The organism is Kribbibacterium absianum (assembly GCF_030067705.1).
Taxonomy (GTDB): domain Bacteria; phylum Actinomycetota; class Coriobacteriia; order Coriobacteriales; family Atopobiaceae; genus Kribbibacterium; species Kribbibacterium absianum.
In genome coordinates, this window is the sequence record NZ_JASJEX010000003.1 from 163,140 (window position 1) to 187,034 (window position 23,895).

A 23,895-nucleotide genomic window follows, 5' to 3' on the forward strand; every position below is an offset into this window, starting at 1 on the left:
CATCCTAGCGGGGCGTCCCGGGATTCACAAAACCTCGGGTTCGGACGGCCCTAGATGAGCTCCATCTGGGACAGGCAGGTGCTGTACCAGTGGTCGGCGTTGGGCGGGCAGTACTTCTTGGCCGCCTCGTAGGTCAGCGTCGAGCCGTACCCGCGGGCGAGGCCGGCCACGTGGGCGCGGATCGCCTCGTCCCAGCTGCCCCAGCTCGCGGAGCCCCAGCCCCAGGCGTTGTACGGCTTGAAGCACACGGCGCCCTTGGAGCTCTCCACATAGGCGATGGCCGGCGACCAGCGCGGGTCGACCCCGTAGTCCCAGGCGGCCTCGGCGAAGGTCCGGCCGGTGCCCGCCATCGGCGAGCCTGCCAGGTACGCGTCGATGCGGGGCGCCCACTGGTTCACGAAGGCCGTCTTGTCTGTCGACCAGTTCACCGAGGAGGGCGTGGAGGCCGACGGGACCGTGGTGCTGGACGCCGGCTGGTTCACCGGTGCCTGCGGGCTGGCGTCCGCGGCGGTCGTCTCTGTGGCCGTGGCGGCTGCGGTCTTCTCGGCGGCCGCCTTCTCAGCTGCGGCCTTCTCGGCGGCGACGGCGGCAGCGGCGGCCGCAGCCTCGGCCCTGGCCTGCTCCTCGGCCTTCTTCTGGGCCTCCTCGCGGGCCGCCTGTGCCTCGGCCAGCGCGGTCTCGGCGGCGTCCTTCTGGCGCTCCGCCTCGGCCTGCTTCTGCTCCAGCTCCTGCTGGTTGCGGGTGAGCTCGTCCTCCAGCTCCACGAGCCGTGTCGTGGCGTCGGCGTTCTGGCCCTGCACCGCGTTGAGGTAGCGGATGGTGCTGAGGAACTCGTTGAAGTCCGTGGACGAGAGGATCAGCTCCACGATCCCCGGCGTGTTCTGCTGCATCTTGTAGTCGGCGCTGATCGCGGCCGCCGCCTTCTCGCGCTGGCCGGGCAGCTCGGCCTGCACCTTGTCGATCGCGTCCTGGTTCTCCTGGATCTGCCCGTTGAGGGCGTCCAGCGCGGAGCAGGCCTCGTCGTAGGTCGCGCCCGACTGCTCCACCTTCGCCTGGAGCTCGTCCAGGCTCTCCTCGGTGTCGGCGAAGGCCGAGACGGGCATCGCGCCGAAGGCCAGCAGGCCGGTCAAGGCGAGGGTGAGAACAGAACGCATCGGACGCACGGACGCTCCTTTTGACGGGGCTCTGGCCTGGCGGGGACGAGACACCCGAAAAAGGCCCGGAAGGACGGCCCGGACGCGGCCGTCGTGTACCCCGTGCGGCCGGTCTTCAAGCCATGCGACAGGGACGGTTCAGCAAATGCGCACACCAGTCTAGGTCCGGCCAGTGCCGTTCTCGGGGCGCTCCAAACACTCTCCAGAGGGCTGAACCCGGGAACCTCGGTCGCGCTCGGCCTCGTTTTTGGACTGTGAGCTGCGGTCCGGCGGCACAAAAAAGCCCGCCGGACGGCGGCCGGGGCGTGCTGGGCGTGCAGGTCGCGCTACTTGACCACGAGCACGTCGCAGTCGCAGTTGCGCACGAGGAACGTGGAGATGGACCCGAGCAGCGCGTACTTGATGTTGGAAAGGCCGCGGGCGCCGCAGATCACGATGTCCGGCTTCACGACGTCCACGAGCTTCTCTTTGAGGGTCTCGCGGATGCGGCCGGCCTCGATGAGGACCGTGACCTCGGGGATGTCGTCGAGGGCGCGGGCGGCGTCCAGCTGCGGGGTCACGGCGTCGAGGAACTTCTGCTCGCGCTCCTCGAAGTAGCCCTCGGGCATGGGGGCGCCGTCCAGCGAGGCGGTGTCGACGATGTGGCCCACCACGAGCTCGGCGCCGTTGTTGGCGGCAACGGTGATGGCCCGGTCGAGGACCTCGGGCATCTGCTCGGACCCGTCCAGGGACACGAAGACCTTCTTGTAACCAAGGTTTTGGTACGTGCTCATTCCTTCTCCTTTGATTGCGCCCGGCTGTGCCGGGCGTGTCGCTGAAACGATTCTAGCGGCAAGCCGCGTGGGCGTCGGCGGGCTCGCCAGCTTGCGGGAGTTCCCGTGGATATGGGGCACCCGTGCCGTCGCGCGTTCATAGTGGCTCCGGGCGCGCACACCCCATGTGATTGCAGTTTTGTTGAAGAGGGGACTCTTGTGAACCTGATCGAGATGATCAAGGCCGCGGTCTACGGCATCGTGGAGGGCGTCACCGAGTGGCTGCCCGTCTCGTCCACCGGCCACCTGCTGCTGCTGGACCAGTTCATGAAGCTCGATGTGAGCGAGGCCTTCTGGAACACGTTCCTCGTCGTGATCCAGCTGGGCGCGATCCTCGCCGTCGTGGTGCTGTACTTCCGCGAGCTCAACCCGTTCTCGCCGAGCAAGGGCGCCGAGGGCCGGCACGCCACCTGGGGCCTGTGGGGCAAGATCGTCGTGGCCTGCATCCCGGCCGCAGTGATCGGCCTGCCGCTCGACAACTGGATGGAGGAGCACCTCTCGAGCCCCTTCGTGATCGCGGCCGCGCTCATCGTGTACGGTGTCGCGTTCATCGTGATCGAGAACGTCCGCGAGCGTAAGGCCATCGCGATCGCCGAGGAGCGCGCCCACGCGCACGCGCCGCGGCACATGCGCACGGCCGGTGACGGCGGCGAGCTGCTCGTCGGCCAGACGGTGGCGGAGCTGGCCGACGAGGACCAGCCCATCCAGTCCATCGCCGAGCTGGACATGAAGCGCGCGGTGGGCATCGGCTGCTTCCAGGTGCTGTCGCTTGTGCCGGGCACGAGCCGCTCCGGCTCCACCATCATCGGTGGCCTGCTTTTGGGCTGCACGCGCAAGGTGGCCGCGGAGTTCACGTTCTACCTGGCGATCCCCGTGATGCTCGGCGCGAGCGGGCTTCGCCTTGTGAAGTTCTTCCTCGGCGGCAACGCGATCACGGCCACCGAGGGCTGGGTGCTCGCCATTGGCTGCGCCGTGGCGTTCGCGGTGTCGATCGTCGTGATCAAGTTCCTGCTGGACTTCATCCGCCGTCACGACTTCAAGCCCTTCGGTTGGTACCGCATCGTCCTCGGCGTCGTGGTCATCGCGTACTTCCTGCTGGTGCGCTAGACCCTCGCGGTGCGTCCGGCCTCGTGTCCTTGGGGCACGGGGCCGTTTTCTTTATGCGGCACTTGCGGGCCGGGGACGTTTCTCGCGAGACCGGCGACGCCCCTGCAACCGGCGGCGCTCCCTACAATGGTGCGGTTGCCGCGCCGTCCCCAAGGAGCCGTTCGTGCCCGATATTCCCGAGAAGCCAGCCCTGCGCGCTGGGCGTCCGTTCCTCTCCACCACCGGGGGCCTCGTGGCCGCGGCCCTGTTCTGCAACCTTCTGTGGGGGAGCGCCATATCGGTCACGCGCGGCGGGTACGCGATCCTCGGCATCGCGGAGAACGACCCGGCCGGCCAGCTGGTCTTCGCGGGCGTTCGGTTCTTGCTCTCGGGCGTGGCCATCATCGCGTTCTGGTCCGTGTGCGAGCGGCGCCTGCCGAGGTACACGGCTCGCGAGCTGTGGGAGGCCTTCCGGATCTGCCTCTTCTGGACCGTGGGCCAGTACTTTTGCTACTACCTGGGCATCGCGCATGCGACGGGCGTCTCCACCTCGTTGATCCAAGGCTTCGAGGTGTTCGTGGCGCTCGTGGTCTCGGCCTGCCTGTTCCATAGCGAGCGCCTGACCACCCGCAAGGTGGCCGGCTCGCTCATCGGCGTCGCGGGCCTGGCGCTGTTCAACTGGGGCGGACAAGTGGGCTTCACGTGGCAGGGGGAGGGGATCCTCGTCTGCGGCACCGTCTTCGCGGCCGTCGCGTCGGTGATGACGGCCGACTACGGCAGCACCTGGGACCCGGTGCTTTTGGCGGGCACGCAGTTCGCGATGGGCGGCGCGGTGCTCTGGCTCATTGGCGCCGCGATGGGCGGCTCCATCCGGCTCGACGGCGTACCGGCGCTCACGGTGCTGTTGTGGCTGGTGTTCGTGTCCTCGGTCGCGTACTCGCTCTGGTCGGTGCTGCTGACGCGCCACCCCGTGAGCTCGGTGGTCGCGTTCTCGTTCACCCAGCCGTTCTTTGGGGTGACCATCGCGCTCGTGACGCTCGGCGACGAGGGCGACCCCTTCGGTCTGCGCGGAGTGTTCGCGCTGGTGCTCATCTGCCTGGGGATCTGGCTGGTGGACCGCCCCGAGAAGGCGCGGCGCGGGGCGTAACCGGCAGCGGGTTCGCACGCTTCGGGACGGCGCGGCATCGTCCGACCCGTCCCGGTAACACGGGACTGGTACCCTCGCCTTTCTTATCGGTTGTTATCGAGCCGCGCCGATTCGTTGGGGGAGGCCCCATGACCGCCAAGACCGTCACGCAGGTGCATCAGGAGCGCACGCAGCCCGTCTCCTTCGAGGTCTTCCCGCCCAAGGGCGACCTGGCCCAAGAGGACGCCGTCACGCTGGCGAGCCGGCTGGCGCCGCTCGACCCCGCCTACATCTCGGTGACGTACTCGGCGGGCGGCTCCGGCAACAAGCGCGCCACCTGCGACGTCGCGTCCCTCATCCAGCGCGACTACGGCGTCACGGCGGTGGCCCACCTTACCTGCCAGGGCCTTCCGCGCGAGCAGGTGGCCGGTGTGGCCCAGACGCTCAAGGACGCGGGCGTCGTGAACGTGCTGGCGCTCCGCGGCGACCCCGTGCCCGGCGAGCAGGGCGACCTTGCCCACGCGTCCGACCTCATTCCGCTCTTGGCCGAGCAGGGCCTCTGCGTGGGGGCGGCCGCCTATCCCGAGGGACACGTGGGCTGCCTGGACCTGGACGAGGACGTCAAACACGTGCGCGAGAAGCAGGACGCCGGTGCGGAGTTCCTCGTGACGCAGCTCTTCTTTGACAACGAGGTGGCCTATCGCTTCCAGGACAAGGCGGAGAAGGCGGGCATCCGGGTCCCCATTTCCTACGGGGTGATGCCGTTCCTCTCGAAGTCGCAGGTCAGCCGCATGATCTTCATGTGCGGCGCGAGTCTGCCGAGCAAGGTGATCAAGCTGTTGGCCCGCTACGAGGACGACCCGGTGTCGCTTCGCAAGGCCGGCATCGAGTACGCCTGCGACCAGCTCGTGGATCTGAAGCGCCACGGCGTCGACGGGCTGCACGTGTACATCATGAACCGCCCGTCCGTGGCACAAGCGGCCATGGAGGCGCTGGCGGGGGCGTAGGGCACGGGCCGGGGAGGCAGGTGCCGGACACGTGCGTCCCACCCGGCGGCCAGGGACAGAGGTGCCGGACACGTGCGTCCCGTGCGCGTTCCGTCGGAGGGGAGACATCGTGCAGCGAGGACACGGACGTTTCGAGGCGCGTGAGGGCGAGGTGCTCCGGTACCTCGGCCATTGCGGCCAGGCGGTGGACGACGAGCTGGCCGCGCGCATCGAGTCCGTGCGCGCCCAGGCCGCCGAGCAGATCCAGTGCCGGTGGGTCTGGGAGACCTGGCCCGTCGAGCACGCGGGCGACGGCATCGGGCTCGCGGGGTCCGGCGTCACCCTTCCGGGCGCCTCGATCGCCGAGCACCTGTCCGGTGCCACGCAGGCGGCGCTGCTCTGCGCCACTGCGGGCTCGACGCCGGACCTCAAGACCCGGACGCTCCAGCGGCGCGAGCCGGTGGCCGCGCTCGTCTGGGACGCCTGCGGCATCGACGCCGTGGAACTCGCGGCCGACGCCGCAGGGGCCGAGGTGGCCGCCTTCGCCGCCGAGCAGGGCCTCGTCACCGGCTGGCGTTTCAGCCCCGGCTATGGCGACCTTCCCCTCGCGGTGCAGCCGGCCGTGCTCGCGGCCCTCGACGCGGAGCGCACCGTGGGCGTCACGCTCACCGACCACCTGCTCATGGTGCCCATGAAGAGCGTGACAGCGGTCGTGGGCCTCTTTTCGGCCGACGCCGCGCCCAACGACTCTGTTCGCAGCCGCTGCGACGACTGCTCCATTCGCGACGCCTGCTCGCTCCGCGCGGCCGGCACGCCCTGTTGGAGAAAGCGAGACACCCATGCCGAGCACTGAATCCGCCCGCGCGGCTCTCGACGCCGCCCTCCGAGGCGAGGGGTTCCTCCTCTTCGATGGCGCCATGGGAACGATGCTGCAGGCGCGCGGGCTGGCGGCCGGCGAGGAGCCGGAGCGCCTCCTGTTCGAGCGGCCCGAGGTCGTGGCCAGTGTGCACGAGGCCTATGCGGCGGCCGGGGCCCACGTCGCCACCACCAACACCTTTGGCGCCAATCGCCGCAAGCTGCCGGGGGACCTCGACGTGCGCACCACCTACCGGCGCGCCGTGGAGGTGGCACGGCAGGCCGGCGCGCCGCTCGTGGCTGCGGACATCGGGCCCACGGGGGCGCTGCTCGAGCCCTTCGGGCCGATGACGCTCGACGAGTGCGAGGAGGTCTTCCGCGAGCAGGCGGCGGCCGTCGCCTGCTCGGGCGCCGACCTCGTGGTGCTCGAGACGTTCGGCGACCTGCTCGAGCTGAAGACCGCGTTGCTTGCGGTGCGCGCGGCGTGCGACCTGCCCGTCTTGGCGACGATGACCTTCGGCGACGACGGCCGCACGTTCCTCGGCGTCACCCCGGAGGCCGCGGCGGTCACGTTGTCCTCGCTCGGCGTCGCGGCGGTCGGCGTCAACTGCTCCCAGGGCCCGGACGGCGTCGCCGCCGCACTCCGTGCGATGGCCCCCTACACCCGGGTGCCGCTCATGGCCCAGGCCAACGCCGGCCTTCCCCGCACGGTGGACGGCCGGACCGTGTACGACCTCGACGCGTCTGCCTACGCTGCCGGCGTGGCCCAGCTCGTCGATGCCGGCGCCACGATCATCGGCGGCTGCTGCGGCGCGACGGACGCGCACATCGCACAGGTGCGCGAGCTGCTCGAGGGCTGCGCGCCTGCGGCGCCCGCGCGCGTGCCCGTCTTCTCGGTGGCGTCTGCGGACCGTGTGGTGACGCTGCCCGAGCGTGGCACGGACATCGCCGTGGTGGGGGAGCGCATCAACCCCACCGGCCGCAAGGCGTTCCGGGAGGCCCTCGCCGCCGGCGACCTGGACTGCGTCCTGGACGAGGCCGAGGCCCAGGCGGCCGCAGGGGCCCAGCTGCTCGACGTCAACTGCGGCGTCCCCGGTGCCGACGAGCCCGCGCTGCTCGAGTCCGCCGTCAAGGCCATCCAGGCGGTGTGCGATGTGCCGCTCGTGCTGGATTCGAGCGACCCGGTCGCGCTCGAGCGGGCCTGCCGCTGTTACACCGGCAAGCCGCTCATCAACTCCGTGAACCTTTCGAGCGAGTCTGTCGCCAGCGTGCTGCCGGTGGCCGCCCGCTACGGGGCGGCGCTCATCGCGCTCTGTATCGACGACGACGGCGTGCCGGCCACGGCCGATGCGCGCGTCGCCATCGCGCACCGGCTGGTGGAGAGGATCGAGGCCGCCGGCATCCCGGCCCAGGACGTGGCCGTGGACTGCCTCACGATGACGATCTCGGCGAGCCCGGACCGTGCGCGCCCGGTGCTCGACGCGCTCTCCCGTGTGCGCCGCGAGCTGCCGGTCCAGGCGGCGCTCGGCGTGAGCAACATCTCCTTCGGGCTGCCGTCGCGACGGCTCGTCAACGCGTCGTTCCTGCTCGAGGCGCTGGCCTGCGGCCTGACGCTGCCCATCGTGGACCCGCTCGTCCCCGAGATGGCCAACGCCCTCGACGCCCACCGCGCCCTGACCGGCCAGGACGTGGGCCTTGCGGACTGGATCGAGCGCCACGCGAACGACGTCGCCGCACAGGCGCCGGTCCGGGCGGCCAAGGTCGAGCAGCCGGACGCCGCGATGCCCGACGAGCCGGACGCTGTCGCCCTCTGGGTCCAGGACATGATCCTTCGCGGCCGCAAGAACCCGGTGGCAGCCGGCGTGGCCCGGCTCCTCGAGGCCTGGGACCCCGGTGCCGTCGCCGACGCCACACTGATCCCGGCCCTCGACGAGGCTGGGCGCCGGTTCGAGGCCAAGACCTTCTTCCTGCCGCAGCTCATGGCCGCCGCAGAGGCATCCGGTGCCGGCTTCGACCTCATCAAGGCCGCGACGCCGCCCGACGAGACCCCGGGCAAGGGCTCCGTGATCCTCGCCACCGTCAAGGGCGACGTGCACGACATCGGCAAGAACATCGTCGGCATGCTGCTCGCCAACCGCGGGTTCGCCGTGACGGACCTCGGCCGGGACGTCGCGCCCGAGGCCGTGCTCGCCGCCGTGCGCGACACGGGGGTCACGACGGTGGGCCTCTCGGCGCTCATGACCACCACGGTGCCCGCGATGGCGGAGACGGTGGAGCTGCTGCACCGTGAGGTGCCCGACGCCTTCGTCTTTGTGGGTGGCGCCGTGCTGACCCCCGAGCTGGCGGAGCAGATCGGCGCCGACGCGTACGCCAAGGACGCCGCCGAGTCGGCCCGTCTCCTCGAGGACCGTCGATGAGTCCGAGGCTCGTCGGGTTTTAACTCATTGACAAGGGACGATGCGAGCTGCACGGGCGTCTGATCCCCCTCGGGTCGCGCTGCTACACTGAGACACCCTGCCGACCCGAGAGGAGCCCCATGCCTGAGAGCGTCGTCGACCTTGCGTCCCTCAACCCTGCGCAACGTGAGGCGGTGCTCTGCACGGAAGGGCCCCTTTTGGTGCTGGCGGGCGCGGGCTCCGGCAAGACGCGGGTGCTCACGCACCGCATCGCCCATATGATCGGCGACGAGGGCGTGCGCCCCTGGCAGGTGCTCGCGATCACCTTCACCAACAAGGCCGCCGCCGAGATGCGCGAGCGCCTCGGCACGCTGCTCCCCGGGGGCACCCGTGGCATGTGGGTCTGCACGTTCCACGCGATGGGCGTGCGCATCCTGCGCGAGGACGCCGAGCTGCTCGGCTACCGCCCCAACTTCTCCATCTACGACGACGACGACTCGAAGCGCCTGGTCAAGGCCATCATGGCGGACCTCGACATCGACCCCAAGCAGTTCCCGCTCAACATGGTCCGGTCCAAGATATCGGCCGCGAAGAACGCGCTCGTCTCGCCGGAGGAGATGGCGGGCCAGGCGAGCGACCCGCCCACGGAGAAGGCCGCCCGCGTCTACGCTGAGCTGGAGCGGCGCCTGCTCCGGGCCAACGCCATGGACTTCGACGACCTGCTCGTCAACACGCTCGCGCTGTTCGAGAGGCACCCGGAGGTGCTCGCGCGGTACCAGGACCGCTTCCTCCAGATCTCCGTGGACGAGTACCAGGACACCAACCACGTGCAGTACAAGATCACGAACCTCCTGGCCCAGAAGCACCAGAACCTGATGGTGGTGGGGGACGACGACCAGTCCATCTACTCCTGGCGCGGCGCGGACATCCAGAACATCCTGGACTTCGAGCACGACTACCCCGCGGCCAAGGTGGTCAAGCTGCAGCAGAACTACCGCTCCACCGGGCACATCCTTGCGGCGGCCAACGCCGTCGTGGCCAACAACTCCAAGCGCAAGCCCAAACGGCTCTTCACCGAGGAGGGGCAGGGCGAGCCGATTCACGCCTACCAGGCCTCCGACGAGCGCGACGAGGGCCGGTGGATCGCCGCCGAGTGCGAGAAGCTCCACACCCAGGGCACGAGCTACAACGACATGGCGGTCTTCTACCGCACCAATGCGCAGAGCCGCGTCTTGGAGGACATGTTCCTCCGCGCCGGCGTGCCCTACAAGATCGCCGGCGGCACGCGCTTCTTCGACCGCGCGGAGATCCGCGACGTGATGGCCTACCTCAAGCTCGTCGTGAACCCGGCCGACGACGTCTCCGCCCTGCGCGTGGTCAACGTCCCGAGGCGCGGCATCGGCGCGACGTCCGTCAAGAAGATTCAGGCCTACGCCGCGAGGAACGGCCTGTCGTTCTTCGAGGCGGCGCAGGCCTGCGTCGCCGAGGCCGGCCTCTTGAGCCCCAAGGTTCGGAACGCCCTGGCCGCCTGGACGAGCGGCATCCTCGAGGCCCGGGCCTACGACGGCGAGCTCTCCCGCGTGGTGGAGATGATCATCGAGAAGAGCGGCATCCTCACCGCGCTCGAGGCCGAGAGCACGGTCGAGGCGGCGAGCCGCGCCGAGAACATCAAGGAGTTCCTGCTCATCGCCTCCGAGTTCGCCGAGGACCACGACGACGTCGCCGCCACGCTCGAGAGCCTGGCCCAGCTGCGCGAGGCGGGCGCGCTCGACGCGAACGAGGCACAGGAGGCCGAGGAGCTAGGGCTTCTCGAGGAGCCCCCGGCCCAGGACCCGGACGAGGTGGGGCAGCTGTCGTTCTTCTCGGACCTGGACGTTCCGGCTCCGGTTGTGCCCAAGGAGGCCGCGGCCGTCGAGCCGGTCGCCAGCGCGATGCTCCCCGCCTTCATGGAGTGGCTCGCCCTTCGCAGCGACCTCGACAGCCTCTCCGGCCAGACGAGCGCCGTCACGATGATGACCATCCACTCCGCCAAGGGCCTCGAGTTCCCCGTCGTCTTCGTGGCAGGCCTCGAGGAGGGGCTCTTCCCCAACCTCACCTATGACGCGGACCCCGCGAAGCTCGAGGAGGAGCGCCGCCTGGCCTACGTGGCAATCACCCGCGCCCGTCAGCGCCTCTATCTCACCTATGCCGCCACGCGCCGCACCTATGGCTCCACGCAGGCCAACCCGCGCAGCCGCTTCGTCAACGAGATCCCCGAGTCCGACATCCGGCTCGTGGGCGTGGGGTCCGCGGGCTTCGGAGGCACCGGTTGGGAGAAGCGCGGCGACCGGCGCGGCACCTACGGCTCGGGGCAGGGGAGCGACATGTACGGCGGCGCGGTCTTTGGCAGCCGCACCCGCTCCACCGGCGGCTCCGTGGCCGCGCGGCCTGCGAGCGCCGTCCGCAAGGACGAGAAGAAGGCCGCCGAGACGTTCCAGGCGGGCGACCGCGTGAGCCACAAGACCTTCGGCGCGGGCGTCGTGCTCGCCGCCGAGGGCGACGTGATCGAGGTGCGCTTCTCCAAGTCCGGGCAGACCAAGAAGCTCATGAAGGGCTTCGCGCCCATTGTGAAGATCGCGAACTAACCACTGCCGTGGGGGCGCTGCGCCTCCTCGCCGCCCCGCGCAACCAGAAAGGACCCGCCATGGACGAGGTCACCGTCCTCGGTGTCCATATCACGGACGTCATCGGGAAGCTCGTGTTCCTCGCCGTGGTCTGCGGCGTCGCCTATGTGGTGCAGCGGATCTGCTCGAGGTGGCTGCGCGACGGTCTCGCGAAGACCAACATCCCCAACGCCTCGATCTTCGTCAACATCCTTCGCGGCGCCGTCTGGCTCGTGGCCTTCCTCACGGTGCTTCGCCCGGTCTTCAATGTGGACCCCAACGCGTTCATCACGTCGCTGGGCGCCGCCTCCATCGCGATCTCGCTCGGTCTCCAGACCACGATCTCGAACCTCGTGGGCGGCATCTCGATCATGGTCACCAAGGTGGTGCAGCCCGGCGACTTCATCACGATCAACGGCATCACCGGCGAGGTGCACGACGTCAACTGGCGCGACACGTTGATCCTCGACCGGGTGGGGAACGCCGTCGTGGTGCCCAACTCGCAGCTCAACTCCAGCTCCATCGTGCGCCTCTCGCCGGAGCTGGCTGCGATGACCGAGGTCACGCTCACCTTCAAGGCGGGATGCGACCTCGACCAGGCGCGCCGGCAGGTGACCGACGCGGTCGACATGGCGCTCGCCGGGCACCTGGAGGACGGCGCGCAGACGGTCGTGCGCCTCACCACCACGGGCTCTTCGGGCACGAGCGCCACCGTGTACTTTCATGTGAAGCCGGGCATCACGTTCGAAAAAGCGCGGGACCTGGCCGTGCAGGCCGTCGCCGGCCTCGACTGCCTGGCCTGAGCTGTAGGCACTCTGAGGCCTTTGCACATTCGGGCCGCGAGCGCGCGGGCGCCGGTTCCCATCGGGTACGGTTAATTCAACTGTGGTCAGAGCCCCCGTGGAGGAACGACCTGCATGAACAAGCAAAAGATCGCTGTCATCACCGATTCCGGCACCAACGTGCCGCACGCCTTCGTGGAGCAGTACGACGTCCGCATCGTGCCGCTGCTCATCAACTACTCCGACGGCACCTATCAGAGCGAGGTCGACATCACCTCCGACGAGGTGGTCAAGCGCATGGAGACCGAGGTGCCCACCACGTCGCTCCCGAGCCCGTCCACGATCCTCGCCGCCCTTGAGCAGGCCCGGTCCGACGGCTACGAGAAGGCCGTCTGCGTGACCATCAGCTCCGGCCTCTCGGCCACCAACCAGACCTGCCATCTCGTGGCCAACCAGATCAAGGACTTCCCCGTGGAGGTCATCGACACCAAGTCCATCGGCGTCGCGGCCGGCATGGTCGTGATGGACGCCGCCCTTCTTATCGAGGCCGGCGTGCCCTTCGAGGAGCTGTCGGGGCGCCTCAACGCGCTCGCCGAGCAGACCTGGGTGATCTTCTCGGTGGACGACCTCACCTACCTGCGCAAAGGGGGCCGCATCTCCGAGGCCCAGTACCGTCTTGGCTCCGCCCTCAACATCAAGCCGATCTTCGATTGCGACGACGATGGCCGGTACCGCACCGTCAAGCGCTGCCGTGGCCGCGCGAAGGCGCTCAAGGCCATGGTCGACATGATCGCCGAGCGCTCGCACCTCTACGACTCCGTCGTGTGCGCCGTGGCCACCGCTGGCAAGGACAGGCCCGAGAGGTTCGCGAGCGAGCTCAAGGAGAAGGTGGGCGACCTTGCGGGCCTCATCACGAGCCGCATCACGCCGGACCTTCTCGTTCACACGGGCCCCACGTTGATCGGCATGGCCGTGCAGCCGTGCGTTCCCGAGATGCGGGAGTGGCTGGCCGCGCAGCCGGCGTAACGCGGGCTGTTTGCAAGGGACAGCCGCCCATCGGGTCATAAGAACCGTTTGCTTCCAGTGAACTGAACGGTAGCTGCACCCATCGATGAACCTCTCTATACTTGTTTGAATGCATATCGATCAAAGTGGCGCCGCGGCCGTCGGTGCCCCGCATCCGAACGAGAGAGGGATTGTCATGCCGATGAGCGAGACCAAAGAGCGCTGGATGAAGGCCGACCAGCAGGCGTGGGAGACCGAGAAGCTGCTGACCCGTCAGCTGGCCGAGTTCGTCTCACTGGAGTCGCAGCTGTGCCGCGAGGCCGGCGTGAGCGGCGACGTCGAGGTTGAGCTGGACGAGAGCGGAACCGCCTTCACCGTGACCGTGAAGGACGGCAACGTGAGCTTCGAGAGCGACGGCATGGTCGTGGACCTGCTCAACACCGAGTCCGACGACGAGATGGACGCCGTCGTGGCCTGCATGGGGCTGCCCAACCGCGCCCTCAAGGAGGCCGACCGCCAGCTGATGGTGCGCCGTTGCCTGAGTCCGTGGAACAACTGACGTGCAAAGAGTGCAAAAGGGGACAGTCCCCTTTTGCACATTCTCGGCCGAGCCTCCTCGGGCCCGGCCTCTTTTGTGCCGGTTGAGGGGACCTTCGCCCGGGATGGGCGGCCGCTGCTAACCTAAGCTCCGATTGCACAAAAGGCCAGGGGGCGCGAACCCCCTGGCCTGCTCTGTATGGTGGGCGATGACGGATTCGAACCGCCGACCAAAGGCGTGTAAAGCCCCTACGCTACCGCTGCGCCAATCGCCCGGACGGTGACCCAGCATAGCATGGGACCGGCGCGCAGGAGAAAGGTTCAAAACTCATGACCGACTATCGACCCTACTGCACGCTCGGCGACGTGGCTGCCGCGCTCGCGGCCCACGGTGTGCTGGCCGCCGTGGACGGTGACCGCTCGCTCCCGATCCGCGGCGCGGCATGCGACTCGCGCTCCGTGGAGCCGGGCAACCTGTTCGTGTGCAAGGGCGCGGCGTTCCGGCCCGAGTTCCTCGTCTCCGCGCTTGACACCGGAGCGGTCGCGTATCTCTGCGACGAGGCCCATGCGGCGGAGCTTGCCGCCGTGGCGCCGGGCGTGCCGCGGCTCGTTGCCCGGGACCTGCGTCCCGCCATGGCGTATGCGTCGGCCGTGGCTTGGGGTCACCCGGACCGGCGCCTCAGCGTGGTGGGAATCACGGGCACCAAGGGCAAGACGACGGCCACCTATTTGCTGCGCTCCATGATCGACGCGCTCGGCGGTGAGCCCTGTGGCTACATGGGAACACACGACGTCTTCGACGGCCTCGCCCACACGTCGTCCGTCAACACCACCCCGGAGGCCCCCGACCTCTGGCGCCACCTGGCCAACGCGGTGGAGGCCGGGCTTCGGTACGTTGTGATGGAGGTGTCGAGCCAGGCCCTCAAGTACGACCGCACGCTCGGGCTACATCTCAGCGTGGGCTGCTTCCTCAATATCGGCCGCGACCACATCTCGCCGGTGGAGCACCCCACCTTCGAGGATTACCTGGAGAGCAAGCTCAAGCTCTTCTCCCAGAGCGGCGTCTGCGTGGTCAACGCCGAGACGGACCACCGTGGGCGGGTGCTGGCCGCTGCCGAGCAGAGCGGCTGTCCCGTGGTGACCTATGGTCTCCTGCCGCCGGCGGACGTTTGGGCCTCTGACCTGCGGCCCTGCGGGACCTCCATGGAGTTCGTCGCCCACACCCCTGGGTGGTCCGCGCCGCTCGCCATCCCGTTGGCCGGTGCCTACAACGTGAGCAACGCGCTGGCGGGCATCGCGTGTCTGCGTGCGCTTGGCGTTCCGAGCGCCAAGGCCGAGGCCGCCTGTGCGGCCGGACTGCCCGCCGCGAAGGTTCCGGGGCGCATGGAGGTGCACCAGACTGCCGACGGCCTCGTCACCGTTGTGGTGGATTACGCGCACAACGACATGTCGTACCTCGAGTTCTTCTCGGCCGCGGACGCGGTGTGGCCGAAGGTCCACCGGACGGCCCTGTTCGGTGTCTCCGGCGGCAAGGCGCTCAACCGCTACGTGGAACTGCCGAGCATCGCCTCCCAGCACGCGGATCTGCTGATTCTGACGTCCGACGACCCGGGTCCCGTGGACCCTGCCGAGCTGGTGCATGAGATCTCGGCCAACGTTGCGCCGGGGGTGCCGTTCGAGGAGGAGCCGGACCGGGAGAAGGCCGTCGACCGCGCTTTCGCGCTGGCATGCGAGCGCGCGGCCGCCGGCGAGCGCTCGCTCGTGTGTTTGCTCGGCAAGGGCGCCGAGGACTCGGTCCTGCAAGCTGGCGTCTCCGTGCCCATCGAGCCGGACACGGCCCACGCTGCGCGTTTGGTGCGCGAGTACGACGAGAAGCGCGAGCACTAAGCGAGCCAGGCGCCGCGTTTCGGTTTGAACTTGCGCGTTCTTGCATGTTTAGGCGGAATGGCGGTGCAGACCCTCTGGCACGCGCCGCCGTTCGCGGTGAATGTGCAAGTGTGCCTAGGACCAATCGTGGCTTCAGGCGGAATGGCGGTGCGTGAGAGGTTTCCAGCGCCGCCATTTCGCTTCAAGACGCAATATCTCGCAGATTCGGCTGGAAGAGCGGCGCGCCCTCTAGTGGCAGCACCCTCCGCCCCTGCCGGCGGCCGTGATCTTGGGCTTGCAGCAGCCACGGGCCGCCCTCTCCACCGAGTCCACCGTCATCGACGCCGCGGGGCACTCCCCGGTCTCGTGACCGGAGCACCCCCTCACGTCGCATCCGGCGCACCCTCCGCCGTTCCGTTGGCGCCGAACCTGCCGCGCCACCACGGCGATCACGGCCGCGGCCACCAGCAGAACGATAATGAAGTCAATCATCGAGTCGACCGCCTCTCGCTTGACCATCCAGGACTGGTCCGCTCTCTTCTTTCTATGGGAATTCAGACCAGACGCTTACAGTTATACAAGGCAAACTTACCCCGTGACCTAGGATGGTAGCGCAGGATCTGCCAAACAACACCCGAGGAAGGGATGCAGATGAGCGACGAGACCATGCAGCTTGTGATCGTCCGCCACGGCGAGAGCGAGTGGAACAAGGAGAACCTGTTCACTGGTTGGGCGGACGTCGACCTCTCCGAGCTGGGCAAGGACGAGGCCTACAACGGCGGCCGCGCCCTCAAGGACGCCGGCTACGACTTCGACATCTGCTACACCAGCTACCTCAAGCGTGCCATCCACACCCTGAACCTCGTGCTCGACGCGCTCGACCGCGACTGGCTGCCCGTCGAGAAGACCTGGCGCCTCAACGAGCGTCACTACGGCGCGCTGCAGGGCCTCAACAAGGCCGAGACCGCCGAGAAGTACGGCGACGACCAGGTCAAGATCTGGCGTCGCTCCTACGACGTCCGTCCGCCCGCGCTGGAGCCGGGCGACGAGCGCGACGCCCACACCCAGCCGGCCTACCGCGACGTCCCCGCTGAGGACATCCCGTACGCCGAGTGCCTTGAGGACACCGTCGCCCGTGTGTGGCCGTGGTTCCAGGAGGTCGTCGAGCCCCAGATGAAGGCCGGCAAGCGCGTGCTGATCGCCGCCCACGGCAACTCGCTCCGCGCCCTGTACATGAAGTTCAAGGGTCTGACCCCGGCCGAGATCCTCGAGGTGAACATCCCGACCGCCATCCCGATGGTGCTGACGTTCGACAAGGACTTCAACCTGATCAGCGACGAGTACGTGGGCGACCCCGACATGATCGCTGCGAAGATTGACGCGGTGGCGAACCAGGGCAAGGCCAAGAAGTAGTCATCGCTCACTGGGCGCGGCGGTAGCTGCGCACAGGAGAGCGTTCTCGAGGCCCCCGTGTCGGCAGAGCTGACACGGGGGCCTTTTGTGGACTGCTCCATGAGCATCGTGGGGTCCCCGCTGCGGCCGAGGAGCGCGCCAAGCGGCCCGGGGGCGCGATGGCGGCCGTGCCTGTCGCGTCGGGCACGCGAGTGACAACCAGGCCCTCGGCCAGACGCTGAGGGTGCGGGACGTCCGTGTTCGCCCGCTCGCCGAGGGGGTCACAAGCCCGAAATACCCTTGTGCCAGATTTGGGGGGACTGGGCCTCAAAACCGTCCAACTCCGAAAGGGGTCGTGTAATGACCAACAGCAGCAAGGACATCGATTACGTACTCCGAACCGTGGAAGAGCGTGACGTCCGGTTCGTTCGCCTGTGGTTCACCGACGTTCTCGGCAACCTCAAGAGCTTCGCGATCAGCCCGGAGGACCTCGAGGAGGCCTTCGAGGAGGGCATCGGCTTCGACGGCTCGTCCGTGGACGGCTTCGTTCCCATCGTCGAGAGCGACATGCTCGCCTTCCCCGACGCCTCGACGTTTCAGTTCCTGCCGTGGCGCCCGCAGAAGAACGCCGTCGCGCGCATCTTCTGTGACATCTGCACACCCAAGCGTCAGCCCTTCGAGGGCGACCCGCGCTCCGTGCTGTTCCGGGTGTTCCGCCAGGCGCAGGAGAAGGGCTACGTGCCCATCGTCGGCCCAGAGCTCGAGTACTTCTACTTCAAGAACAACTACCGGCCGGAGCCGCTCGATAACGCCGGGTACTTCGACCTCACGCCGAGCGACGCCTCCCGCGAGCTGCGCCGGGACACGGTCCTCTCGTTGGAGCGCCTCTCCATTCCGGTGGAGTACTCCTACCACGCGATGGGCCCCTCGCAGCACGGGCTGTCGCTCCGTTACGCCGAGGCCGTCACCGCTGCGGACAACATCATGACCGCGCGCTTCGCCATCAAACAGATCGCCCAGATGAACGGCCTCTTCGCGTCCTTCATGCCCAAGCCCCTGCCGGGGAAGCCGGGCAGCGCGATGTTCCTGCAGCAGTCGCTCTTCGACGGGGCGGGCGAGAACGTCTTCTGGGGCGACGACCTTTACCACCTGAGCCCGCTCGCGCTCTCCTATGTGGCCGGCCTCATCAAGTACGCGCCCGAGTACATGCTCGTGACCAACCCGACGGTCAACTCCTACAAGCGCCTGGTGCCCGGCGGCGAGACGCCCACCTTTGGCACGTGGGGGCGCCGCAACCGCAACGCTCTCGTGCGTCTGCCGCTCCACAAGCCGGGCAAGCACCAGTCCGCGCGGGTCGAGCTGCGCCTGGCGGACCCGGCGGCCAACCCGTACCTGGCCCTCGCCGCCACGATCAGCGCCGGCCTCAAGGGCATCGAGGACGGCCTCGAGCTGCCGCCCGAGTTCAACTCTGACTTCGCGCCGAGCGAGAGGGAACTCGCCGACGCCGGTTTCGAGCGCCTGCCGCGCAACCTCGGCGAGGCCATCGATCGGTTCCGCGCGTCCGGGTTGATGCGCGAGGTGCTCGGAGATCACGTGTTCAACTTCCTCGTGGAAGAGAAGACCCGTGAATGGGCGTCCTTCAATGCGAGCGTCACCGATTGGGAGCTGGACGCCTACTACGGCGGGTTCTAAAACCCCAGCGTAACGGTGTGTTTTACCCATACAACCTGATATAAGTCTGATAAAGGCCCCCCTTTCTTTCATCCGGAAGGGGGGCCACAATGGTTCTCGCGACCGTCAATATGACGGAGGGTTTCGCGCAGGGGAGCTGAGCCTATGGGTGATGGCACGCGACAGCGTCGGTGGTGGACCGTGGTCGTACTGGGCTGCCTGACGGTGTGCGCGATCGTCCTGGCCGGTTGCGCGGCCGCCTCCGATCATGTGCCCGAGGACACCTACGGAACGGTCGAGGCCGGCACGCTGACCGTGGCCAGCGACCTCTCGTCCCCTCCGATGAGCTTCGTGGACGAGAAGACGGGGGAGTACCGCGGCTTCGAGTACGACGTCGTCTGTGAGGTCGCGAGCCGTCTGGGGCTCAAGGTGAGCTACGCGGAGACGGTGCCCTTCTCGGAGCTGGAGGTGCAGCTCTCTCAGGGCGACGCCGACCTCGGGGCCTCCTCCTTCACGTCAACGGACGCCGGCGAGTTCAGGAACCTTATCATGAGCGATCCCTTCCTGGAGAGCGGCCGGTCCCTCGTGACGCTCAGGAACGCCGAGCGCACCACCGTCGAGGAGCTCAACAACCCGGGCGTGACCGTGGTGGTGCAGAAGGGCTCGGCGAGCGAAGCTTGGGCGCGCGAGGAGATGCCGAACGCGGCCATCGTGTACGCCGGTGACGCGACGGAGGCGCTTGCCAAGGTGGCCAACGGCACCTGCACCTGCGCCGTCTGCGACAGCGTGACGGCCAACTACCTGATCAACAACGTGTTCTCCCAGCTCGAGGTGGTCCGGGAGGAGCCCGATGCCGGGGGGTTCGTGTTCGTGGCGACCGAGGACCACGAGCCCTTGATCGAGGCCGTGAACTCCGCCCTCAAGGCCATGCGCCAGGACGGCACGATGGCCTCTCTCCAGGCCAAGTGGTTCGGCAGCACGTCTGCCGTGTGCTGAAATCATCCTGATGAGTGAACCGCTCACCGTCCAGAAGGGCACGGTGCGCGATTGTTAGTTTGTCTGTGGATTCTCTTCCCGAATCATGAACATATCGTTCAGCGAGCCGTCAGGAACGGGAACCGGGCGGCCTGACAGGGAGGAGAGGGAATGGCGGAGACCTACGACATTCTCGCTTGTACGGGATGTCCGACGGGCATCGCGCACACGTTCATGGCCAAGGAGGGTCTCGAGCAGGCCGCCAAGGCCAAGGGCCTCACCATCAAGGTGGAGACGCACGGGCAGGAGGGCGTCAAGAACGCCATCACCCCGGCCGAGATCGCCGCGTGCAAGGCGGTCGTCATCGCCGCCGACGTCAGCGTGGACGAGGACCGCTTCGTGACCAAGCCCATGGCCAAGGCCGGCGTGACCGCCGCCATCAAGGACGCCGAGGGCCTCATCGACCGCGCGCTGGCCGCCAAGCCGCAAAAGGAGGGCGCCGTCGAGGTGGCCGACGACGAGGGCAAGCAGGGCATCGGGCAGCAGGTCTACAAGCACCTGATGAACGGCATCAGCCACATGCTCGTGTTCGTGGTGGCCGGCGGCGTCCTGACCGCTGTGAGCTTCCTCTGGGGCATCACGTCCTTCGACTCCACGGCGGCTGACTACAACGCCTTCGCCGCCATGCTCAAGATCGTCGGCGGCATCGCGATGAACCTGATGGTGCCGGTGCTCTCGGCCTATATCGCCGAGTCCATCGCCGGGCGTCCGGGCCTCGTTCCGGGCTTCGTGGCCGGCATGATCGCCATCACCGGCCTGCCCACCGGGGCGGAGACCGGGCTTATCGACGCGGGCGGCTCCGGCGTGGGTTTCGGCTTCCTCGGCGGCATCGTCGGCGGCTTCCTGTCCGGCTACGTGCAGCTGCTGCTGGTGAAGGCGTTCTCCAAGCTGCCGCAGAACCTCAACGGCCTGAAGGCGATCTTCCTGTACCCGCTGTGCTCGACGCTCATCGTCGGCCTCGTGATGCTCGCCATCTCCGGCCCGATGGTCGCCATCAACGAGGGCATGATCGCGTTCCTTGAGGGCCTCATGGGCGCCGGCGCCATCGTGCTCGGCCTCGCCATCGGGTGCATGTGCGCGTTCGACATGGGCGGCCCGGTCAACAAGGCCGCGTACGTCACCGGCACCGGCCTGCTCGCCACCGGCCTCGCCGCCGGCGTGGGCACTCCCGAGTACACGCTCGGCACCACCTTCATGGCCGCCGTGTCCGCCGCGTGCATCGCGCCGCCGCTGGTCACCACATTCGCGACCATCGTGGGCAAGAAGTACTTCTCCGAGGATGACCGCAACGCCGGTCTCGTGAACTTCATTCTCGGCTGCACGCACATCACCGAGGGCGCCATCCCGTTCATGACGGCCAACATCTGGCCCGTCATGCCGATCATGATGCTCTCCAGCTCCATCGCTGCGATCATCACGCTCATGCTCGGCATCCAGGTGCCGGCTCCGCATGGCGGCTTCCTCGTGCTGCCGGTGGTCAACAACCCGATTGGCTGGGTCGTCGCCATCCTGATCGGCTCCTGCGTCGGCGGCCTTCTCTTCGTGCTGTTCAAGAAGAGCCAGTATGACAAGGCTCACGCGGAGGAGAAGTCCGGCTCCGGCACCACGGCCGCGGCCGCGTAGCCGTCGGCTGTTCGCATTCGCACGGAACAGGGGGCGGGCTTGGTCGCGGCTCGCCCCCTCTCTGTGCCCGTGGACGCTTCGGAGAGAGCCGTTTGTCCACGCTTTGGCCGGCTGGAGCGTGGACAATTGGCTTTGACCGAAGCGTCCAGCCCATCGGGTCGTCCCGAGAAAGGAGCGCCATGATCGCCACGCTCACGCCCAACCCCGCCATCGACATGAACGTGTCAACCGTCGCGGGGAAGCTCGTGCCCAACGCCGTGAACCGCACCCGTGACACGTCCTTCTCGCCCAACGGCAAGGGGCTCAACGTCGCGTTCGCGCTCGAGCATTTCGGTGTGCCTGCGGAGGTGCTCGGCTTCTTCGCGGGCTTCACCGGGCGCTATGTGGTGGAGGGTGCCGAGCGGCGCTGCCCGGTGCATCCCGTGTGGGTGGACGGCGAGACGCGTGTGACGGTGCTCCTGCGCGCGGGCGACGTGGAGTACACGATGCCCGGCGAGGGGTCGCCGGTGCCTCTGGCCGCGCAGGAGGAGATGCTGGGGATCGTCGCCGGGCTGGCAGGGCTCGAGACGCTCGTGGTTTCCGGCTCGCTGCCGCCGCTCGTGGGGCCGGACTTCTTCGACCGGCTGGTGGCGCTGGCGGCGGAGCAGGGCTTCGAGCTGGTGTGGGACGTGTCGAGCGCCCACCTGGCGCGCCTCGTGGAGACGCGCCCGCTGTTGATCAAGCCCAACGACGACGAGCTGCGCCGCGTGTTCGGCCTCGGTTGCGCGGACGACGGGGAGACGCTCGCGTCGCTTCGTGACCTGGCCGGCAAGGGCGCGCGGAACGTGCTGCTCACGCTCGGCGGGCGCGGTGCGTACTTCTATGCCGCCGAGCAGGACGCGTTGTGGCGCGCAACGGCGCCGCGCGTGAAGGTGCTCCAGACGGCGTGTGCGGGGGACGGGTCGCTCGGGGCGTTCCTCTCGGTCTGGCTTGGCGACCGCCACGCCGTGGAACCGGCGCTGAGAAGGGCCATGGCCACCGGCGCGAACGTGGCGATGGGCCCGGGTCTGGGCGACCTCGCGTTGGTCCCGGAGCTGGAGCCGCAGGTCGCCGTCACTCGCGTGGCCTGATAAAGCGAGCACTGCGTCCTACCCGACGGGCAGCGACGCAGTGCTCGATTGCTATCGCGCGCGGACTATGCCTGCGGCAGGACCTGCAGCAGCTTCTCGCCGGCGTCCACATGGCCGTGGGCCACGAGCGCCACGGAACCCAGCTCCTCGGCGTTCGCGACCGCGACGGTGACGATTGGGTCGTAGCCGGCCTCTTTGATGAGGTCGCGGCTAAAGGCGAGCACCGGCTGGCCGGCGGTCACGCTCGCACCTTGCTCCACAAGGTACGTGAAGCCCTTGCCCTCCATCTTCACCGTGCCGAGGCCCACGTGCACGATGACCTGCACGCCGCCCTCGCCCACGAACCCGATGGCGTGGCGGCTGCCGGCGAACGTCACGGTCACGGTGCCGGTGACCGGCGCGTAGAGTACGTCCTCCTGCGGCTGGATGCCGCAGCCCTTGCCGAGCAGCCCCTCTGCGAAGATGCCGCTCTCCACATCCTGGCGCTCGATGACCGCGCCGCTCACGGGCGCGTCCACGAAGGCAGGGTCTGCAGCGGCCTCGACGGCCGCGAAGTCCTCGGGCTTCGGTTCGGGCGTGCTGCTGAACAGGTCCATGAGTCCCATGTTGTCTCCTTGGGGCCGGGTGTCTGACTTCACGCGGTGATTATCCCCCCGTTGCAGACGTGCAACACGGCGGTCCAAGAAAACCGGGGGCAGCGACGAGGCTCGGCCTTCCGGGCCCTGCGCCCGGCTACTTGCCCTCCGCCACGAAGAGGCGCATGTCGCCGCGCAGGGTCACGGTTCCGGCTGCGGCCGCCACCATCACGGTGCCAAACGACCCCAGCTCCACCGTCTCTCCGTCGCATTCTGCTGTGCCAGCGCCGTCCACCACCATGAGCGCGGCTGGGCGCCCCCGGTGGTCGTAGGGGAGCGCGCCGTGCACGTCGATGACGAGCGTGTCGTAGTCCGGGTCCTTCACGGCAACGGTCACGCGGCTCTCGCCCGTCTTGGGCACGGGCACGATCTGTGGCTGGTTCTCGAGCCGCACCACGTCGAGGCTCTTGTCCAGGTGCAGCTCGCGGGCGTTGCCGGCAGAGTCGACGCGGTTCCAGTCGAAGAAACGGTACGTGGTGTCGGAGTCCATCGACAGCTCGGCGCAGAGGATTCCCGCGCCGATGCAGTGGAGCGTGCCGTAGGGCACGTGGACCACGTCGCCCGGGTGCACCTCGTGGTGCACGAGCAGGTCGCCTACGGTGCCGTTCTCGACGTGCTCGCGCAGCTCCTCGCGGGTCTTGGCGGTGGTGCCCGCCACGAGCGTCGCGCCCGGCTCGCAGTCGATCACGTACCAGGTCTCCGTCTTGCCGTTGTCACCCTCATGGTGCTCGGCGTACGCGGGGTCCGGGTGCACTTGCACCGAGAGGAACTGGTCCGCGTCGATGTAGCCGCCGTGGAGCATCTCGTGGCCTCCGAGCAGCGCGTCCGGCGCGGCGTCGACGGCCTCGGCCATCGTGAGGCCGTCCATCGGGCCGCCGTCCACCGTGGTCATCGCGTGCGGGTGGCGGGACAGCGTCCACAACGTCCCGAGGCGGTTCGGGGAATCGAGGGCCTTGGCCAGGTGCGTGCCGGCCCAGATGGTCTCGACCTCGACGGGCTTCTGGAGGAGGAGGGCGTTGTGATCGGCCACAGTGAGTCCTTCCTAGGGAGGGTTTGGCAATAGGATAAGACCAATGACCCAAGAATGCGACGAATATGTTAGAAATAAGTCAGTTCACGGGGAAGGCCGCGCGGGACACTCGCAGTGTCGCTCGTGGACGACCCCAACCCGGCCACTGAGCGG

Annotated in this window: 20 protein-coding genes and 1 tRNA gene; 15 read left to right on the forward strand and 6 right to left on the reverse strand. The window is 68.3% G+C overall.

Annotated features, from left to right (window positions below; all coding sequences use genetic code 11):
* Nucleotides 1-50 precede the first annotated feature (50 nt).
* Nucleotides 51-1,154, reverse strand: a complete 1,104-nt coding sequence (locus QJ043_RS06480; protein ID WP_283712845.1) for a coiled-coil domain-containing protein — start codon at nt 1,152-1,154, stop codon at nt 51-53.
* A gap of 326 nt (nt 1,155-1,480) precedes the next feature.
* Nucleotides 1,481-1,927 carry a universal stress protein gene (locus QJ043_RS06485; RefSeq protein ID WP_283712846.1) on the reverse strand — a complete coding sequence of 149 codons (447 nt, stop codon included), beginning with the start codon at nt 1,925-1,927 and terminating at the stop codon, nt 1,481-1,483.
* Between the two features lie 198 nt (nt 1,928-2,125).
* Here QJ043_RS06485 and QJ043_RS06490 point away from each other — a divergent pair, with 198 nt between their 5' ends.
* From QJ043_RS06490 to QJ043_RS06530, 9 genes are all read left to right on the forward strand, one after another.
* Entirely contained in the window at nt 2,126-3,073 is a 948-nt protein-coding gene (locus QJ043_RS06490; RefSeq protein WP_283712847.1) for an undecaprenyl-diphosphate phosphatase, read from the forward strand.
* A 163-nt stretch (nt 3,074-3,236) separates the two neighbouring features.
* Nucleotides 3,237-4,199: a DMT family transporter gene (locus QJ043_RS06495; protein WP_283712848.1), complete on the forward strand. Its 963-nt coding sequence runs from the start codon at nt 3,237-3,239 to the stop codon at nt 4,197-4,199.
* Nucleotides 4,200-4,327: 128 nt separating this feature from the next.
* On the forward strand, nt 4,328-5,185 hold the full coding sequence (locus QJ043_RS06500) for a methylenetetrahydrofolate reductase (protein WP_283712849.1): 858 nt from the start codon (nt 4,328-4,330) through the stop codon (nt 5,183-5,185).
* Between the two features lie 109 nt (nt 5,186-5,294).
* Nucleotides 5,295-6,017, forward strand: coding sequence for a vitamin B12 dependent-methionine synthase activation domain-containing protein (locus tag QJ043_RS06505; protein WP_283712850.1), 723 nt, complete (start codon nt 5,295-5,297; stop codon nt 6,015-6,017).
* Entirely contained in the window at nt 6,004-8,436 is a 2,433-nt protein-coding gene (locus QJ043_RS06510) for a homocysteine S-methyltransferase family protein (protein ID WP_283712851.1), read from the forward strand. The genes QJ043_RS06505 and QJ043_RS06510 overlap by 14 nt, the downstream gene beginning before the upstream one ends.
* Before the next feature lie 119 nt (nt 8,437-8,555).
* Nucleotides 8,556-11,039: an ATP-dependent helicase gene (locus tag QJ043_RS06515; protein ID WP_283712852.1), complete on the forward strand. Its 2,484-nt coding sequence runs from the start codon at nt 8,556-8,558 to the stop codon at nt 11,037-11,039.
* 59 nt (nt 11,040-11,098) lie between these two features.
* A complete protein-coding gene (locus QJ043_RS06520; protein WP_283712853.1) occupies nt 11,099-11,860 on the forward strand; it encodes a mechanosensitive ion channel family protein in 762 nt (253 codons plus the stop codon).
* A 114-nt stretch (nt 11,861-11,974) separates the two neighbouring features.
* Nucleotides 11,975-12,865, forward strand: coding sequence for a DegV family protein (locus QJ043_RS06525; RefSeq protein ID WP_283712854.1), 891 nt, complete (start codon nt 11,975-11,977; stop codon nt 12,863-12,865).
* Between the two features lie 181 nt (nt 12,866-13,046).
* Nucleotides 13,047-13,403: a hypothetical protein gene (locus QJ043_RS06530; RefSeq protein ID WP_283722776.1), complete on the forward strand. Its 357-nt coding sequence runs from the start codon at nt 13,047-13,049 to the stop codon at nt 13,401-13,403.
* A 178-nt stretch (nt 13,404-13,581) separates the two neighbouring features.
* Here QJ043_RS06530 and QJ043_RS06535 read toward each other — a convergent pair.
* A tRNA-Val gene (locus QJ043_RS06535) sits at nt 13,582-13,656 on the reverse strand.
* Nucleotides 13,657-13,711: 55 nt separating this feature from the next.
* On the opposite strand from QJ043_RS06535, the gene QJ043_RS06540 reads away from it, so the two are divergent.
* Nucleotides 13,712-15,268, forward strand: coding sequence for a Mur ligase family protein (locus QJ043_RS06540; protein ID WP_283712856.1), 1,557 nt, complete (start codon nt 13,712-13,714; stop codon nt 15,266-15,268).
* A 228-nt stretch (nt 15,269-15,496) separates the two neighbouring features.
* Here the strand turns inward: QJ043_RS06540 and QJ043_RS06545 are convergent, their stop codons facing one another.
* Nucleotides 15,497-15,766 (reverse strand): FeoB-associated Cys-rich membrane protein, encoded by a 270-nt coding sequence (locus QJ043_RS06545; protein ID WP_283712857.1) that lies wholly within the window; start codon nt 15,764-15,766, stop codon nt 15,497-15,499.
* A gap of 132 nt (nt 15,767-15,898) precedes the next feature.
* On the opposite strand from QJ043_RS06545, the gene gpmA reads away from it, so the two are divergent.
* The 5 genes from gpmA to QJ043_RS06570 all read left to right on the forward strand — a co-directional run bounded on the left by gpmA (nt 15,899) and on the right by QJ043_RS06570 (nt 22,077).
* Entirely contained in the window at nt 15,899-16,660 is a 762-nt protein-coding gene (gene gpmA, locus QJ043_RS06550) for a 2,3-diphosphoglycerate-dependent phosphoglycerate mutase (protein WP_347177737.1), read from the forward strand.
* Between the two features lie 339 nt (nt 16,661-16,999).
* Nucleotides 17,000-18,331, forward strand: coding sequence for a glutamine synthetase family protein (locus QJ043_RS06555; RefSeq protein ID WP_283712858.1), 1,332 nt, complete (start codon nt 17,000-17,002; stop codon nt 18,329-18,331).
* Nucleotides 18,332-18,475: 144 nt separating this feature from the next.
* A complete protein-coding gene (locus QJ043_RS06560) occupies nt 18,476-19,306 on the forward strand; it encodes a transporter substrate-binding domain-containing protein (protein ID WP_283712859.1) in 831 nt (276 codons plus the stop codon).
* A gap of 150 nt (nt 19,307-19,456) precedes the next feature.
* The gene (locus tag QJ043_RS06565) at nt 19,457-20,968 is read left to right on the forward strand and encodes a PTS fructose transporter subunit IIC (protein ID WP_283712860.1); all 1,512 of its coding nucleotides are present in this window, start codon (nt 19,457-19,459) and stop codon (nt 20,966-20,968) included.
* Between the two features lie 179 nt (nt 20,969-21,147).
* Complete coding sequence (locus tag QJ043_RS06570; protein WP_283712861.1) at nt 21,148-22,077, forward strand: 1-phosphofructokinase family hexose kinase; 930 nt, start codon at nt 21,148-21,150, stop codon at nt 22,075-22,077.
* Nucleotides 22,078-22,142: 65 nt separating this feature from the next.
* Here QJ043_RS06570 and QJ043_RS06575 read toward each other — a convergent pair whose 3' ends face one another.
* On the reverse strand, nt 22,143-22,682 hold the full coding sequence (locus tag QJ043_RS06575) for a PTS sugar transporter subunit IIA (protein ID WP_283712862.1): 540 nt from the start codon (nt 22,680-22,682) through the stop codon (nt 22,143-22,145).
* Nucleotides 22,683-22,809: 127 nt separating this feature from the next.
* Nucleotides 22,810-23,742 carry a class I mannose-6-phosphate isomerase gene (locus QJ043_RS06580; RefSeq protein WP_283712863.1) on the reverse strand — a complete coding sequence of 311 codons (933 nt, stop codon included), beginning with the start codon at nt 23,740-23,742 and terminating at the stop codon, nt 22,810-22,812.
* Between the last annotated feature and the right edge of the window lie 153 nt (nt 23,743-23,895).

Bases quoted from the DNA above. Each gene is read 5' to 3' on its own strand.
- QJ043_RS06480 (WP_283712845.1), bottom strand. From the start codon at position 1,154: ATGCGTTCTGTTCTCACCCTCGCCTTGACCGGCCTGCTGGCCTTCGGC.
- QJ043_RS06485 (WP_283712846.1), bottom strand. From the start codon at position 1,927: ATGAGCACGTACCAAAACCTTGGTTACAAGAAGGTCTTCGTGTCCCTG.
- QJ043_RS06500 (WP_283712849.1), top strand. From the start codon at position 4,328: ATGACCGCCAAGACCGTCACGCAGGTGCATCAGGAGCGCACGCAGCCC.
- QJ043_RS06510 (WP_283712851.1), top strand. From the start codon at position 6,004: ATGCCGAGCACTGAATCCGCCCGCGCGGCTCTCGACGCCGCCCTCCGA.
- QJ043_RS06515 (WP_283712852.1), top strand. From the start codon at position 8,556: ATGCCTGAGAGCGTCGTCGACCTTGCGTCCCTCAACCCTGCGCAACGT.
- QJ043_RS06520 (WP_283712853.1), top strand. From the start codon at position 11,099: ATGGACGAGGTCACCGTCCTCGGTGTCCATATCACGGACGTCATCGGG.
- QJ043_RS06525 (WP_283712854.1), top strand. From the start codon at position 11,975: ATGAACAAGCAAAAGATCGCTGTCATCACCGATTCCGGCACCAACGTG.
- QJ043_RS06530 (WP_283722776.1), top strand. From the start codon at position 13,047: ATGAGCGAGACCAAAGAGCGCTGGATGAAGGCCGACCAGCAGGCGTGG.
- QJ043_RS06540 (WP_283712856.1), top strand. From the start codon at position 13,712: ATGACCGACTATCGACCCTACTGCACGCTCGGCGACGTGGCTGCCGCG.
- QJ043_RS06545 (WP_283712857.1), bottom strand. From the start codon at position 15,766: ATGGTCAAGCGAGAGGCGGTCGACTCGATGATTGACTTCATTATCGTT.
- gpmA (WP_347177737.1), top strand. From the start codon at position 15,899: ATGAGCGACGAGACCATGCAGCTTGTGATCGTCCGCCACGGCGAGAGC.
- QJ043_RS06555 (WP_283712858.1), top strand. From the start codon at position 17,000: ATGACCAACAGCAGCAAGGACATCGATTACGTACTCCGAACCGTGGAA.
- QJ043_RS06560 (WP_283712859.1), top strand. From the start codon at position 18,476: ATGGGTGATGGCACGCGACAGCGTCGGTGGTGGACCGTGGTCGTACTG.
- QJ043_RS06565 (WP_283712860.1), top strand. From the start codon at position 19,457: ATGGCGGAGACCTACGACATTCTCGCTTGTACGGGATGTCCGACGGGC.
- QJ043_RS06570 (WP_283712861.1), top strand. From the start codon at position 21,148: ATGATCGCCACGCTCACGCCCAACCCCGCCATCGACATGAACGTGTCA.
- QJ043_RS06575 (WP_283712862.1), bottom strand. From the start codon at position 22,682: ATGGGACTCATGGACCTGTTCAGCAGCACGCCCGAACCGAAGCCCGAG.